Annotated in this window: 11 protein-coding genes; 4 read left to right on the forward strand and 7 right to left on the reverse strand. The window is 72.9% G+C overall.

What is annotated here, in order from left to right:
- Positions 1-2: 2 nt before the first annotated feature.
- Together deoC and ACFWBT_RS23780 are read right to left on the reverse strand one after the other, a co-directional pair.
- Positions 3-962 (reverse strand): deoxyribose-phosphate aldolase, encoded by a 960-nt coding sequence (deoC, locus tag ACFWBT_RS23775; protein WP_385703641.1) that lies wholly within the window; start codon positions 960-962, stop codon positions 3-5.
- Between the two features lie 291 nt (positions 963-1,253).
- The gene (locus ACFWBT_RS23780; protein WP_385703622.1) at positions 1,254-2,129 is read right to left on the reverse strand and encodes a class I SAM-dependent methyltransferase; all 876 of its coding nucleotides are present in this window, start codon (positions 2,127-2,129) and stop codon (positions 1,254-1,256) included.
- 181 nt (positions 2,130-2,310) lie between these two features.
- On the opposite strand from ACFWBT_RS23780, the gene ACFWBT_RS23785 reads away from it, so the two are divergent.
- The gene (locus ACFWBT_RS23785; protein WP_385703624.1) at positions 2,311-2,946 is read left to right on the forward strand and encodes a PH domain-containing protein; all 636 of its coding nucleotides are present in this window, start codon (positions 2,311-2,313) and stop codon (positions 2,944-2,946) included.
- 119 nt (positions 2,947-3,065) lie between these two features.
- On the forward strand, positions 3,066-4,769 hold the full coding sequence (locus ACFWBT_RS23790) for a hypothetical protein (RefSeq protein WP_385703625.1): 1,704 nt from the start codon (positions 3,066-3,068) through the stop codon (positions 4,767-4,769).
- 65 nt (positions 4,770-4,834) lie between these two features.
- Here the strand turns inward: ACFWBT_RS23790 and ACFWBT_RS23795 are convergent, their stop codons facing one another.
- From ACFWBT_RS23795 to ACFWBT_RS23810, 4 genes are all read right to left on the reverse strand, one after another.
- Positions 4,835-6,055, reverse strand: coding sequence for a hypothetical protein (locus tag ACFWBT_RS23795; protein WP_385703627.1), 1,221 nt, complete (start codon positions 6,053-6,055; stop codon positions 4,835-4,837).
- 174 nt (positions 6,056-6,229) lie between these two features.
- Entirely contained in the window at positions 6,230-7,861 is a 1,632-nt protein-coding gene (locus tag ACFWBT_RS23800; RefSeq protein ID WP_385703629.1) for a phospho-sugar mutase, read from the reverse strand.
- Between the two features lie 84 nt (positions 7,862-7,945).
- Positions 7,946-8,770, reverse strand: coding sequence for a purine-nucleoside phosphorylase (locus ACFWBT_RS23805; RefSeq protein WP_266762093.1), 825 nt, complete (start codon positions 8,768-8,770; stop codon positions 7,946-7,948).
- Positions 8,771-9,056: 286 nt separating this feature from the next.
- On the reverse strand, positions 9,057-9,494 hold the full coding sequence (locus tag ACFWBT_RS23810) for a gamma-glutamylcyclotransferase (protein WP_266762095.1): 438 nt from the start codon (positions 9,492-9,494) through the stop codon (positions 9,057-9,059).
- A gap of 106 nt (positions 9,495-9,600) precedes the next feature.
- Here ACFWBT_RS23810 and ACFWBT_RS23815 point away from each other — a divergent pair, with 106 nt between their 5' ends.
- A complete protein-coding gene (locus ACFWBT_RS23815) occupies positions 9,601-11,049 on the forward strand; it encodes an NAD(P)H-quinone dehydrogenase (protein WP_385703633.1) in 1,449 nt (482 codons plus the stop codon).
- Positions 11,050-11,252: 203 nt separating this feature from the next.
- Positions 11,253-12,185 carry a DeoR/GlpR family DNA-binding transcription regulator gene (locus ACFWBT_RS23820; protein ID WP_385703636.1) on the forward strand — a complete coding sequence of 311 codons (933 nt, stop codon included), beginning with the start codon at positions 11,253-11,255 and terminating at the stop codon, positions 12,183-12,185.
- A 56-nt stretch (positions 12,186-12,241) separates the two neighbouring features.
- Here ACFWBT_RS23820 and ACFWBT_RS23825 read toward each other — a convergent pair whose 3' ends face one another.
- Positions 12,242-12,787 (reverse strand): TetR/AcrR family transcriptional regulator, encoded by a 546-nt coding sequence (locus ACFWBT_RS23825; protein WP_385703638.1) that lies wholly within the window; start codon positions 12,785-12,787, stop codon positions 12,242-12,244.
- Between the last annotated feature and the right edge of the window lie 361 nt (positions 12,788-13,148).

Below are 13,148 nucleotides of genomic sequence, written 5' to 3' on the forward strand. Positions count from 1 at the left end.
GATCAGTCCACCGTCACGTAGTCGGGGCCGGAGTAGCGGCCGGTGGCCAGCTTCTGACGCTGCATCAGCAGGTCGTTCAGGAGCGAGGACGCGCCGAAGCGGAACCAGTGGTTGTCCAGCCAGTCCTCACCCGCCGTCTCGTTCACCAGGACCAGGAACTTGACGGCGTCCTTGGTGGTGCGGATGCCGCCGGCCGGCTTCACGCCGATCTGCACCCCGGTCTGGGCGCGGAAGTCGCGGACGGCCTCCAGCATCAGCAGGGTGTTCGCGGGCGTCGCGTTCACGGCCACCTTGCCGGTGGAGGTCTTGATGAAGTCGGCCCCGGCCAGCATGCCGAGCCAGCTCGCCCGCCGGATGTTGTCGTACGTCGACAGCTCGCCGGTCTCGAAGATGACCTTCAGGCGGGCGGCGCCCGAGGCCTCCTTCACGGCGACGATCTCGTCGTACACCTTCAGGTACTTGCCCGCGAGGAACGCCCCGCGGTCGATGACCATGTCGATCTCGTCGGCGCCCGCGGCGACCGCGTCGCGCACGTCGGCCAGCTTCACGGCGAGCGCGGCGCGGCCCGCCGGGAAGGCGGTGGCGACGGAGGCGACCCTCACGCCGGAACCGGCGACGGCCTCCTTCGCGACGGCCACCATGTCGGGATAGACGCAGACCGCCGCCGTGGTGGGCGCCGTGCGGTCGGTCGGGTCCGGGAGTGCCGCCTTGGCGCCGAGCGCCCGGACCTTGCCCGGGGTGTCCGCGCCTTCCAGCGTCGTCAGGTCGACCATCGAGATGGCGAGGTCGATGGCGTACGCCTTCGCGGTGGTCTTGATGGAACGGGTGCCGAGCGAGGCGGCGCGCGCCTCCAGGCCGACCGCGTCGACGCCGGGCAGCCCGTGGAGGAAGCGGCGCAGCGTGCTGTCGGACGCGGTTACGTCGCCGAGTGCGTGTGCAGCAGCAGGTGCAGAGGTGGGCATGGTCACCAGACGAGCATATCTACGCGCGTAGCGGCTGTACAGCCCAGCGGATGACCAAGGGTTTTTTGCCCGCCGGGGCAGACGCCCGGGCGGCGGGGCGACCGCGCTCACGTGGGGAAACCGGTGAGGGGCTGTGGGTGACGGGGCGGGCTCGCCGCCGGTCCTGTTCCTCGGCCGTCGCACGGCCGGCCGGAGGGCCCGCCCTGTCGCACCGAGCGAGCGGCCGGGTGCCCGCGGTGCCCGGGGGAGGCCCCGGGTACGGCGGGCACGCGCGCGGTCGCTCGGGGGGCTCTACCCGGCCGGTGTGGGACGGCGGGCGTGGGCGTCGATCTGCCAGCAGGCCGCCGTGAAGCGGACCTCCGTGCCGTGCACGAACGGGTCGAACGCCGCGCGGACCGTTTCGACCACCCGTGCGCGGGTCGGTTCGTCCGTCTCGCGCAGGGCGATGCCGACCGGGCCGAACCGGCTGAAGTACGGCACCAGCTCCGCCTCCGGCAGGACGCAGGCCGCGTCGACGGGCCGGATGCCGATCCCGGTCCAGCCGCTCTCCTCCAGCAGGCGGCGCACCCTGTCCGCGTCCGCGAAGGCGAACTGCCCCGGTGCGTCCGGCCGGCGCTCCGGAAGATCCGGCAGCAGCGCCGCCGCGGCGCGTTCGGCCGTCGTCATGAACGGGTTCTCCGCGATGTCGCGCCAGACGACGAACCGCAGTCGGGCGTCGTCCTTCGCGGCCCGCCGCAGGTTGGTGAAGGCCCGCACCGGATCCTCGAAGAACATGACGCCGAAGCGCGAGACGACCACGTCGAAGACCGCGGGTTCGAAGACGTGGTCCTGCGCGTCGGCGCGGACGAAGGAGGCCCGCGCGCCCTCCCGCGCCGCACGGGCTCGAGCCGCCTCCACCATCGGTCCGGAGATATCGACGCCGACGCACCGGCCCTCGGTGCCGAGCCGCCGCGCGACCGCCACGGTCGTGCCGCCCGTGCCGCAGCCGACATCGAGGACCCGGCCCCGCTGCCCGGCCGGAACGACGTCGACGATCAGCTCCTCCAGCGGCGCGAACAACGCGTCCACCATGTCCTGGGCCTCGACCCAGGCGTTCCCGGACGGGCCGTTCCAGCGCGCCTCCTGCGCGTCGCCCGCCGTGCCGTCCGCCGTGCGATCGGGTTCCATGACGCCTCCTGTGGGTTGCCCTCATGACACATGGAACGCCCTGCCTTCCGCCGGATCCTCGGGGTCGTCGGGTCCGGCGCGGTCGCGGTGCCGGGGGAGCGGGTACCGCGAGTGTCTTCGCGACCATAGCGAGACCCCACCGAGCTCAAGTCCGTCGCACGCGTCGTGCACAATCGGAACCATGACCACCCCCGACCACCAGTCACCCCTTCCGGACGCCTCGCGACCCGAGGCCAAGGACCGGGTCTACCGGTCGCCCGCCGGTATCGCCGGCGGCGCCCTTCTGCTGCTCATCGTGGGCTGGCTCGGCGTCGACGCGTTGATCTCCGGACACGGCCGCACCCCCTGGCTGGCGCTCGCCGGGCTGATCCTCGTCGTCCCTGTGGTGGCCGCCTTCTCGCTGCGGCCCGCGGTCTACGCGAACAAGGACCGGCTGCGCGTCCGCAACCCGCTCCGCGTGATCGTGCTCCCCTGGAGCAAGGTCGCCTCGCTGCGCTCGCACTACTCGAACGAGGTGGTCGACACCTCCGGCACGAGGTACCAGCTGTGGGCGGTACCCGTGTCGCTGCGCGCACGCAAGAAGGCGGTCAGGCCGCCGTCGCCGGGTCGTCCGTCCGCCCTCGGCCGGGGCGCCGTCACGGACACGCCGACCCGCCCCCAGGCCGACCAGATGATGAACGAGCTGCGCGAGCTGGCCGAGGCCAGGGCCACCGCGGACAGCGCGCAGGGCGAGGTCACGGTGCGCTGGGCGTACGAGGTCATGGGCCCCGCGCTCGCCGGCCTCATCGTCCTGGTCATCCTGCTGGCCACGGGCTGAGGAAACCCTTCGCGGGGCCGTGCCCCCCGCCTCGGTCGCGACCGCCGTTCCCCCGCCCGGAGACGAAGCCGAGGGCCTGCCGTATCCCCGCCCCCGTGGTTCCGAGTCTCTGGGAAACGATGAACACCGACGTCCGGCGGGCCCTGCCCGCCACCGCGATACCCGACGGCTGCCTCCCCTGGAGCACGGAGCACACCCGGCGCTGGACGCGGGTACTGCAGCCGAGCTGGATACCCGTGCCGCGGCTCGGGCTGCGGGTCCCCAAGCTGGTGCTGTCGGCAGGTGCGCCGGCCGCCCTGGGCCGGACCGCGGCCGGTCTGCCGCCGTACCTCGCGGCGTCGGCCGGGCTCCACATGGTCTGGCTGCAGCTGCGGCCCGAGGTCGTACGAGTGTCGGCGCCGGCCCTGGCCCTGGCGGCCGTCGTCCTGCGTCCCGCGCCGGTCCTCCCCGTACTCGCGGGTGCGCTCCTGCTGACCGCGAGCTCCCTGGCGGTCTCCGCCCTGCGACTGCGGGCGCGGGAGCGGCAGCGGGAGGCGGCGCTGACCGCTTCCGGAGGGGTGACGGCGCCCCTGCCGGACGCGGACCGGCCCCCGGGGCGCGGCCGGTTTCTCTCCGGGCTCGGAATCACCCTGATCCTGGCGGGCATTCCGCTGATCGCGACCGCCGGTGTGTGGAACTCCTCGGAGAGCCGCCGGGCGGTGGCTGCCGCCGGCTGCTTCGCGGCCGGGCTGGGCGTCACCGCGCTGCTCTCCGGAGTGCTGGGCGCGCGGCGGGCCGCCGCGCTGCGCGCCGCGCCCGCGCCCGTCCTGCGCGTCCTGATGCGTACGACCGGACGCGGCGACGCGAAGGTCTTCGCCGCGGACGACGTGGCGGGCCTGCGACCGCTGTTCACCGTCGGCGTGGTTCCGCTGGACCATGTCACGGACTACGACAGGGGCGATGTGGCGGACGCCGTGACGGACACAGTGGTGGATCTGGCGGACGCGGCGGGCTCGGCGGAGTCCGCCGAACGGGTCGACGACGACCGGCCGGGGCCGCTGCGGGAAGCCGTCCTGTACGGGGTGCCGTACGAGGGTGCCGAGGTCGCGCTCGTCAGTGCCCCGGCGAAGCCCGGCGACCCGCCGGTGGCGGAACGGTCGTCCGGGCCCGTACGCCCGCTCTCGGAGGGCGGAGTGCGGCGACGGCTCAAGCGGGCGAAGCGAACGGCGGCCCGGACCGCGGTGGACGACGAGCGGCACTTCGGGCTGGTGGAGGCCGCGCGTCTGAGGGACCCGGTTCCGGTACGGCGCTGGCGCGCGGGCGCGGTGGACTGGCTGGCCGGTTCCCTGATGGTGTCGGCGGGCGTCCTGCTGTGCTGTGCCACGTTCACCGACGGGGGCACCAGCCACTGGAAGCAGATCGTCTTCCTCCTCGTCGGCCTGTCCGGCGCGTTCCGCATCCCCGTGAAGCTGCGCTGGCGTGTCACCGCCGACCGCACCGGGCTCTGGCTGAACGGCCTGCGCGGGACCACCCACATCCCGTGGGACGACATCCGCTCGGTCCGTCGGGAGTCCGTCGAGCTCAAGTTGCGCTGGCGCGGCGACGGGTCCTGGTCGGTCGCCGCGCCCCGCTGGGCCTGGTTCCAGCGCCGGCGGGGTGTGCCCCATCCGTACGACGCCCTGGCCGCCGAGGTCACCGCCATGCACACCGACCCCGCCCTGCGCCCCACCGGCGACAGCGAGGAGCGCGAGCGGGGGCGCCCCCTGTGGCCGCTGGCGGTGCCGTTCGTCCTGGTGTGGCTGACGGCCGCGCTGGTCGGTCTGGTGGGGTTCCCGCAGGGGTGAGCCGAGGCGTGTCGGACGAGACGGGACCGCGGCTCCATGGAGTGGCGGCCGACGAGGGACAGCCCTCAGGGCGCGCTCGGCCACACCAGGACCATGTACGCGCCGCAGTACGCCGAACCGAGCACCGCGGCCGTGAGGAACAGGGTCCGGAAGCGGTGTGAGGCGCGGGCCAGGTACAGGGCGAGCGGGAGCAGCAGCGGGAAGCCGGGGAGCAGGAAGCGGGCGCGCGGGAAGTAGACGCCGCCGCTGCCCAGGACGATCAGCAGCAGCATCCCGGTGAAGACCAGCAGCGGGAGCGGCTGGCGGTCGCCCACGGAGAGCCCGTACAGCACCACCGCCGCCAGCAGGGTCACCGTCACCATGATCAGGAACAGCTCGGGCGAGGAGTTCCGCGCCAGCACCTCCCGCATCCGGCGCAGGGTCTCCGCACCGCCGTCCCACTCGTTGTGCCACAGCCGCTGTACGGCGAAGTAGCCGTCCCAGCGGCTCACCCGCAGGCCCACCCATCCGACGTACGCGAGCCAGCCGGCCGGGGCCAGGGCGGCCGCCGCGAGTGCCCGGACCGAGAAGCCCCGGCGCAGCGCCAGCAGCGCGGTCGCGGCGACGGCGCCGGCCACCGCGACCCCGGTGGGCCGGGTCAGTCCCGCCAGCGCCGCCAGGGAGGCCGCCCACAGCAGACGACCGGTGAGCACCGCGTACAGGGCCCACGCGGCGAACGCCGTGAACAGCGACTCGGTGTAGCCCATCCACTCGACCAGACCCACCGGCAGGGCCGCCCACAGCACGGTCAGCAGCACCCCCACGCGGCGACCGTGCAGGTGACTGCCCACCGCGTGGACGCCCCACGCGGCGAGGAACGAGCATCCGACCGCGATCGCCAGCCCGGTCGTCGCGCGCGAGCCGGGTGTCAGGACCGCGACCGCCTTGACCAGGACCGGGTAGAGCGGGAAGAAGGCCAGGTTGTTCGCGTCGAACGCGTCGCCCAGGTGGTGCGCGTAGCCGTGGTCGGCGATGCCGAGGTACCAGTCCGCGTCCCACTGCGCCGCCAGGATCGGCCAGACGCCGTGGTGCCTGCGGTGTGCCCAGAGCGCGAGCGCGATCAGGCCGGTGAGGCGGACGGCCGCGTAGGCGAGGAGGGCGGGGGCCGCGTGCCGCAGAGAGGCGCGGGCCGCGGCGAGGAGGCCGGAGGCGCCCGGCGCGTGCCGGGCGGTCGGAACGCCGGGGGCGCTCCCGCCCGGGGCGCTGTGGGGCGGGGCGGACGTCGGCCGGGAATCGGTCGAGGGCACGCGGCAGCTCCTGGGACTCGACGGTGCGCTACGGGTAACCGTTCCTCGGTCATCCGGTGGCGCACGGGAGCGCTGCGTCAACTGCCCTGCGGAAATCACCCGTAAGAGGGTGGAGGTGCGGGTCAGGACCCGGCGGGAGGCGGCGGACGGGCCGCCTTCCGCCGGGGCGGGGGCTCAGATGCCGGCCGCGGCCGACAGGTCCCGCTTGATCGCCGTCAGCAGCTCGGTGGCCCTGGCGTGGGCCGCCGGGAGGCCGGCGTGGTCGCCGACGGGCACCACGACCTCCAGGTAGCACTTCAGCTTGGGCTCGGTGCCGCTCGGGCGGACGATGACCCGGGCGCCGTCCAGGGTGTAGCGCAGACCGTCCGTGGGCGGCAGCGTGTCCGTGCCCTTGGTCAGGTCCTCGGCCTTGGTGATGGCCAGGCCCGCGAGCTCCGTGGGCGGCTGCTCACGCAGCCGGCGCATGGCGTTCGCGATGACCGACAGGTCCTCCACCCGGACCGAGAGCTGGTCGGTGGCGTGCAGGCCGTACGCGACCGCGATGTCGTCGAGCAGGTCGAGCAGGGTCCGGCCGCGCTCCTTGAGCTCGGAGGCCAGCTCGGTGATGAGGAGGGCGGCGGTGATGCCGTCCTTGTCGCGTACGCCGTCGGGGTCGACGCAGTAGCCGAGCGCCTCCTCGTACCCGTACCGCAGACCCTCGACGCGGGCGATCCACTTGAAGCCGGTGAGCGTCTCCTCGTACGGCAGACCCGCGCCCTCGGCGATCCGGCCGAGCAGCGAGGAAGAAACGATCGACTCGGCGAAGACGCCGCGCGCGCCCCGGCGCACCAGGTGCTCGGCGAGCAGCGCGCCGACCTCGTCGCCGCGCAGCATCCGCCAGTCGGCGCCGGACTTCACGGCCACGGCGCACCGGTCGGCGTCCGGGTCGTTGGCGACGATCAGGTCGGGTTCCGCCACGCGGGCCGCCGCGAAGGCGAGGTCCATCGCGCCGGGCTCCTCCGGGTTGGGGAAGGCGACGGTCGGGAAGTCCGGGTCGGGCTCGGCCTGTTCGGCGACGAGCACCGGTTCCGGGAAGCCGGCCCGGGCGAAGGCCGCGAGCAGCACGTCCTTGCCGACGCCGTGCATGGCCGTGTAGACGGTGCGGGCGGTGCGCGGCGAGCCCTCGGCGAGGACGGCGTCCGTACGGGCCAGATAGGACTCCAGGACGCCCTCGTCGAGGGTCTCCCAGCCGGAATCGGGGCGGGGCACGTCGGCGAGCGCGCGGACCGCGTCGATCTCGGCGGCGATCTCCGCGTCGGCCGGCGGGACGATCTGTGAACCGTCGCCGAGGTAGACCTTGTAGCCGTTGTCCCGGGGCGGGTTGTGGCTGGCGGTGACCTCCACACCCGCGACCGCGCCGAGATGCCGTATGGCGTAGGCGAGGACGGGAGTGGGCAGCGGCCGGGGCAGGACGGCGGCGCGCAGGCCCGCGCCCGTCATCACGGCAGCGGTGTCCCGGGCGAAGTCCGCGGACTTGTGGCGGGCGTCGTAGCCGATCACGACGAGTCCGCCGGTCTCGCCCTTGGCCTTCAGGTACGCGGCGAGTCCGGCCGCGGCCCGGATGACCACGGAACGGTTCATCCGCATCGGGCCCGCGCCGAGTTCACCGCGCAGGCCCGCGGTGCCGAACTGGAGGGTGCCGCTGAAACGGGCTGCCAGCTCGGTGACGTCCTCGGCGTCGACGAGCTTGGCGAGTTCGTCACGGGTCTCCGCGTCGGGGTCCTCGGCCAGCCATGCATTGGCCCGCGCGATGAGTTCGTCCTGCACCTCGGGTGCACCTCTCTTCGGTCGTACGGTTCCGTGCAGCCGGGTCGTTCCGCTCCCGGCTCCGGGGGCGAACACCCCCGTCGCCTACAGACGATCCAGCACCTGGGTCAGGAGTGCCCCCATTCGCGCGGCCGAGTCGCGGCCCGCCTGGAGGACCTCCTCGTGGTTCAGGGGCTCGCCCGTCATGCCGGCGGCGAGGTTGGTGACGAGGGAGATGCCGAGCACCTCGGCGCCCGCCTCGCGCGCGGCGATGGCTTCGAGGGTCGTCGACATGCCCACCAGGTCGGCCCCGATGACGCGGGCCATCCGGATCTCGGCCGGCGTCTCGTAGTGCGGGCCGGGGAACTGCGCGTAGACGCCCTCCTCCAGGGAGGGGTCGACCTCCTTGCACAGCGCGCGCAGCCGCGGCGAGTACAGGTCGGTGAGGTCGACGAAGTTCGCGCCGATGATCGGCGAGGTGGCCGTCAGGTTGATGTGGTCGCTGATCAGCACGGGCTGGCCGGGGCGCATGCCCTCGCGCAGGCCGCCGCAGCCGTTGGTGAGGACGATGGTCTTGCAGCCGGCGGCGACGGCGGTGCGTACGCCGTGCGCGACGGCGGCGACCCCGCGGCCCTCGTAGTAGTGGGTGCGGCCGAGGAAGACCAGGGCGCGCTTGTCACCGATCCGGTACGAGCGGATCTTGCCGCCGTGTCCCTCGACCGCCGGCGCCGGGAAGCCCGGCAGCTCGGTGACCGGGAACTCGGCCTCGGGGGAGCCGAGGGCGTCCACGGCCGGGGCCCAGCCGGAGCCCATCACGAGAGCGACGTCATGGGTCTCGGCGCCCGTGAGCTCGCGCAGGCGCGCGGCGGCGGCGTCAGCGGCGGCGTGGGGGTCGCCCTGGATGTCGTCCGGAAGAAGAGATGCGTTCACGCGCAAGAGGGTAGCTGGTCCAGGCCTACGCGCGTAGATGACGGAGCTCACGGTCTTGCGATCGTTGTCTTGTCGTTTCCGACAAAGAGGTGTTGAGGAGAGGGTGCCCGGACGGAGTGCCGCGCCGGACGAACGGCTGGAAAACGCCACCCCGGAGCGGCGCCCGAGGAGGTGCGCGGAGAGGTGCCCGGCGGAACGGGTCGAGTCGGGCAGGTGTGCGGGAAGACACCGCGGAGCTGCGCGGGAACGGCCGCGGAGCGGCGGAGCGCGCCGACGGAGGCGGACCTCAGCAGGGTCGCTTGCGGAGCTCCATGACGTAGTCGTGCGGCGCCCCCGCCGACTCGGCGGCGTCCGCGAGCTCGCCGAGATACCGCGCCGAGGGCAGTCCCCCCTCGTAACCGTTCAGTACGTAGACCCACGCGGGTTCCTCACCCTCCAGGGTGTGCACACGTACACGCATCCGGCGGTAGACGTCGAGGCCGACGCCCTCCCAGCGGTCCATGGAGTCCTCGTCCAGCGGTGCGATGTCGTACAGCGCCACGAAGACCTGGGACCGCGGTGCCTCGACGATCGTCGCGAGCGCGCCCTCCCAGCCCATGTGCTCGCCGCCGAAGGTCAGCCGCCAGCCGTTCAGCCAGCCCGTGGCGCGCAGCGGCGAATGCGGGGCGCGGCGCGTCATGAGCCGCGGGTCGAGATTGCCGGCGTACGCGGCGTAGAGCGACATGGGGTCGAGGGTACGGCAGCGAAACGTACGCCTCTCGCGTAACAAAGTGGCTCGGATGCCCCTACTCGGGCCCCCTGGGCGGAAGCACCTTGAAGCGTGCGGGACAATGGAGTACGTGACTCGGATCGTGATCATCGGTGGCGGACCCGGCGGATATGAAGCGGCGCTGGTAGCAGCGCAGCTCGGCGCGGAGGTGACCGTCGTCGACTGCGACGGTCTGGGCGGGGCGTCGGTGCTCACCGACTGCGTGCCGTCGAAGACTCTTATCGCCACGGCCGAGGTGATGACGACCTTCGACTCCTCCTACGAGGAGCTGGGGATCATCGTCGCCGACGACACCCCGCCCATGGAGCAGGCGGCCAGGGTGGTCGGCGTCGACCTCGGCAAGGTCAACCGCCGCGTGAAGCGCCTCGCGCTCGCCCAGTCGCACGACATCACGGCCTCGGTGACCCGCGCCGGCGCCCGGGTCCTGCGCGGACGCGGACGGCTGGAGGGCATGCAGGCCCTGGACGGCTCCCGCAAGGTCGTCGTGAGCGCCGCGGACGGCACCGAGGAGACCCTCACCGCCGACGCCGTGCTCCTGGCCACCGGCGGGCACCCGCGCGAGCTGCCCGACGCACAGCCCGACGGCGAGCGCATCCTGAACTGGACCCAGGTCTACGACCTCGACGAGCTGCCCGAGGAACTCATCGTGGTCGGTTCCGGTGTCACCGGTGCCGAGTTCGCCGGGGCCTACCAGGCACTCGGCTCCCGCGTCACCCTCGTCTCCAGCCGCGACCGCGTGCTGCCGGGCGAGGACCCCGACGCCGCCGCCGTCCTGGAGGACGTCTTCCGCCGCCGCGGCATGAACGTCATGGCCCGCTCCCGCGCCGAGTCCGCCAAGCGGGTCGGCGACCGGGTCGAGGTCACGCTCTCCGACGGCCGGGTCATCAGCGGCACGCACTGCCTGATGGCCGTCGGCGCCATCCCGAACAGCACGGGGATGGGACTGGAGGAGGCCGGCGTCAGGGTCCGGGACTCCGGGCACATCTGGACGGACAGGGTCTCCCGCACGACCGCCCCGGGCGTGTACGCGGCCGGTGACGTGACCGGCGTCTTCGCCCTCGCGTCCGTCGCCGCCATGCAGGGCCGTATCGCCATGTACCACTTCCTCGGCGACGCGGTGGCCCCGCTGAACCTGAAGACGGTCTCCTCGAACGTCTTCACCGACCCCGAGATCGCCACCGTCGGCTACTCCCAGGCGGACGTCGACGCGGGCAAGATCGACGCCCGGGTCGTGAAGCTGCCGCTGCTGCGCAACCCGCGCGCCAAGATGCAGGGCATCCGCGACGGCTTCGTCAAGATCTTCTGCCGCCCCGGTACCGGCATCGTGGTCGGCGGTGTGGTCGTCTCCCCGCACGCCTCGGAGCTGATCCACCCCATCTCGATCGCGGTCGACAACAATCTGACGGTCGAGCAGATCGCGAAAGCGTTCACCGTGTATCCGTCCCTGTCCGGCTCGATCGCCGAGGTGGCACGGCAGTTGCACACCAGGAAGACCACGAACGAGGGCTGACACCTCCGGCCGACTCTTCCCTGGTCACAGGGAGTCGGCGCCCATGCGCACGGCATAGGCGGGACGAGTAGGCACGTATACCACTTCACGCCCTGCCATGCGAACAACTTCTGTTATTCGGCGCAAACTGCTGAAAGCAGACGGTCGTTGGGGTTACTGTCAGTTTCGTGTTCGCTGCAGAACGTCGCCAATTGATCCTCGAAATGGTGCGAGCGAATGGGGCCGTGTCGCTCCGTGAGCTCGCCCGCGTCGTCCAGACCTCCGAAGTGACCGTACGGCGGGACGTGCGCGCGCTGGAGGCAGAAGGACTCCTCGACCGCCGACACGGCGGTGCGGTATTGCCGGGCGGGTTCACGCGGGAGTCCGGCTTTCCGCAGAAATCGCATCTCGCGACCGCCGAGAAGACGGCCATCGCCGATCTCGCCGCGGGTCTCGTCGAAGAAGGCGAGGCCATTGTGGTGGGGGCGGGTACCACCACGCAGGAGCTGGCTCGCCGGCTCGCGCGGGTGCCCGGCCTGACCGTCGTCACCAACTCCCTGCTGGTGGCCCAGGCGCTGGCCCATGCCAACCGTGTGGAGGTCGTGATGACCGGCGGCACCCTGCGCGGTTCCAACTATGCGCTGGTCGGCTCGGGTGCGGAGCAGTCCCTCCAAGGACTGCGCGTCTCCCGGGCGTTCATCTCCGGGAGCGGGCTGACCGCCGAGCGCGGGCTCTCCACGTCCAACATGCTCTCGGCGTCCGTGGACCGCGCTCTCGTCCAGGCGGCCGCGGAGGTGGTGGTCCTCGCCGACCACACCAAGCTCGGTACGGACACCATGTTCCAGACCGTGCCGACCGACCTCATCACCCGCCTGGTCACGGACGAACCGCCGGCTCATGACGACCGTGCGGCCACCGAACTGCAGGCCCTGGCCGATCAGGGCGTACAGATCGCGGTGGCGGGGTCATCCGCGTCGGGCGGCGCGGGAGGAGATCCGCTCCCGGCGGGGCGCCAGCCGCGCCGGGACGTACCGCTCCCGGGCCCGCGCCGCGGTCAGGTGGTCCCGGGCTCGGGGCCGCAACTACGGAGCGCGACGGTGATGGGGGACCAGCCCCAGGCCGAAAGGGCACGGGTGGCCGACCTTCGACGTCGCTGAGCGGCGTCGGCGGACCTCGGGGCCGGCGGCGGGATACCGGGCCCGGCCCGGTCGGGTCACGGCTTCAGGCCGCGCAGGGTCAGGCTCAGCAGACGGTCGGCCAGCGCGGGGTCGTCCGGGGTCTCCTCCGCCGCCAGCGCGATCGCGTTGGTCAGCTGGAGCAGATCACCGATCGAGACGTCGGGGCGTACGGCCCCCGACTCCTGGGCGCGGAGCAGCAGGGCGCTGCCCGCCTCGCGCATCGGGCCGCTGCACCGGGCAAGGTGTGAACCGTCGTCCCGCGAGGCCGACATGAGGGCGCGTGCGAGCCCTCGGTACTCACTCGCGTGCGTGATGATCGCGCGCAGCCAGTCCACCAGAGCGGTGCACGGCTGCGGGGCCTCCAGCAGCTCGCGCGAGCGGGCCAGCAGATCGCTCACGGCTTCCTCGAAGACCGCGCTCATCAGGGCGCGCCGATTCGGGAAGTGGCGGTACAGCGTGCCGATCCCGACACCCGCGCGCCGGGCCACGTCCTCCAGCGACGCGTCGGTGCCGTGCTCGGCGAACGAGGAGCGCGCCTCGGCGAGCAGCCGTTCGTAGTTGCGCCGGGCGTCCGCACGCATGGCGCGCGGAACTCCTGGACCCGGAGCGGGCCCGGACGTCCCGGCCGGCTCCCACGCGGTCGCGCTCACCATGACTTCCACCTGCCCTCTCCGCCGCCCGGTCGCGCTCCAGGATGCCACCGGTAGCTCCCGGGCGGACTCCCCGCGGCTCCGCGGTGGGCGGCTCGAAGCATCATCGCCGGTTGCGCGGACAGCGGGTTCGAGCGCCGCCACCGGCAGGGACGGGATCGTACGCGGCCTCCGGCAGGGACGGGATCGTACGCCGAGGCCAGTGGGGACGGGATCGTACGCCGTGTCGGTCGGGCGGGATCGTACGCCGTCGTCCGCACACAGCGGAGCGCCCGGTGGACCGCAGCTGCGG

Origin of the sequence: Streptomyces sp. NPDC060027, from assembly GCF_042737005.1 — a bacterium.
GTDB lineage: Bacteria > Actinomycetota > Actinomycetes > Streptomycetales > Streptomycetaceae > Streptomyces.